Source organism: Streptomyces boluensis, assembly GCF_009908195.1.
GTDB classification, from domain to species: domain Bacteria; phylum Actinomycetota; class Actinomycetes; order Streptomycetales; family Streptomycetaceae; genus Streptomyces; species Streptomyces boluensis.
On the sequence record NZ_JAAAHS010000706.1, the window covers coordinates 1 to 1,495 of the forward strand.

The following is a 1,495-nucleotide window of genomic DNA, read 5'->3' on the forward strand; positions in this document are numbered from 1 at the left end:
ACCCCGCACCCCTGCCCCTCAGCACCACCTCCGGCAGACGACGGCGTCTGCCGACCCACCCTTGGAGTTCCCGTGGCCATCTCGGTCTTCGACCTGTTCTCGGTCGGTATCGGCCCGTCCAGCTCCCACACGGTCGGCCCGATGCGCGCCGCCCGCATGTTCGCGAGCCGCCTGAAGAACGAGGGCCTGCTGGCCCACACCACCGCCGTACGAGCCGAGCTGTACGGCTCCCTCGGCGCCACCGGTCACGGACACGGCACCCCCAAGGCGGTCCTCCTCGGCCTGGAGGGCGAATCCCCGCGCAGCGTCGACGTGGAGACCGCCGACGACCGTGTCGAGACGATCAAGCGCACGGGCCGCCTCAACGTCCTCGGCGTCCACGACATCGCCTTCGACTTCGACACGGACCTGATACTCCACCGCCGCAAGGCCCTGCCGTACCACGCCAACGGCATGACGGTCTTCGCGTACGACCGCGAGGGCGCCCTCGTCCTGGAGAAGACGTACTACTCGGTGGGCGGCGGCTTCGTCGTCGACGAGGACGCTGTGGCGGGCGAGAACCCGATCGTGCTCGACGACACGGTCCTGAAGCACCCGTTCCGCACGGGCGACGAGCTGCTCCGCCTCACCGAGGAGACCGGCCTGTCCATCTCCGCGCTGATGCTGGAGAACGAGAAGGCCTGGCGCACCGAGGACGAGATCCGGGCCGGGCTCCTCGACATCTGGGGCGTCATGCAGTCCTGTGTCTCGCGCGGCATGTCCCGCGAGGGCATCCTCCCCGGCGGTCTCAAGGTCCGCCGCCGCGCCGCCACCTCCGCCCGCCAGCTCCGCGCCGAGGGCGACCCGCTGGCGCACGCGATGGAGTGGATCACGCTCTACGCGATGGCCGTCAACGAGGAGAACGCCGCGGGCGGCCGCGTCGTGACCGCCCCGACGAACGGCGCCGCGGGCATCATCCCGGCGGTGCTGCACTACTACGTGAACTTCGTGCCCGGCGCGGACGAGGAGGGCGTCGTCCGCTTCCTGCTCGCCGCGGGCGCGATCGGCATGCTGTTCAAGGAGAACGCGTCGATCTCCGGCGCCGAGGTCGGCTGCCAGGGCGAGGTCGGCTCGGCCTGCTCGATGGCCGCGGGCGCCCTCGCGGAGGTCCTCGGCGGCTCCCCCGAGCAGGTCGAGAACGCCGCCGAGATCGGCATGGAGCACAACCTCGGCCTGACCTGCGACCCGGTCGGCGGCCTCGTCCAGATCCCGTGCATCGAGCGCAACGGCATGGCCGCGGTGAAGGCCGTCACCGCCGCGAAGATGGCGATGCGCGGCGACGGCTCCCACAAGGTGTCCCTCGACAAGGTCATCAAGACCATGAAGGAGACGGGCGCCGACATGAGCGTCAAGTACAAGGAGACGGCGCGCGGCGGGCTCGCGGTGAACATCATCGAGTGCTGAGCTGCTGCTGAAGCCTGGATACGAGGAGGGCGCCCCGGTCACGGACCGGGGC

1 protein-coding gene is annotated in these 1,495 nt (G+C 70.6%); it reads left to right on the forward strand.

All coding sequences use genetic code 11. The annotated features are described in order from the left end of the window. The first annotated feature begins 72 nt into the window (after positions 1 to 72). Positions 73 to 1,443: an L-serine ammonia-lyase gene (locus GUY60_RS37615; RefSeq protein WP_161705987.1), complete on the forward strand. Its 1,371-nt coding sequence runs from the start codon at positions 73 to 75 to the stop codon at positions 1,441 to 1,443. The last annotated feature ends 52 nt before the right edge of the window (positions 1,444 to 1,495 follow it).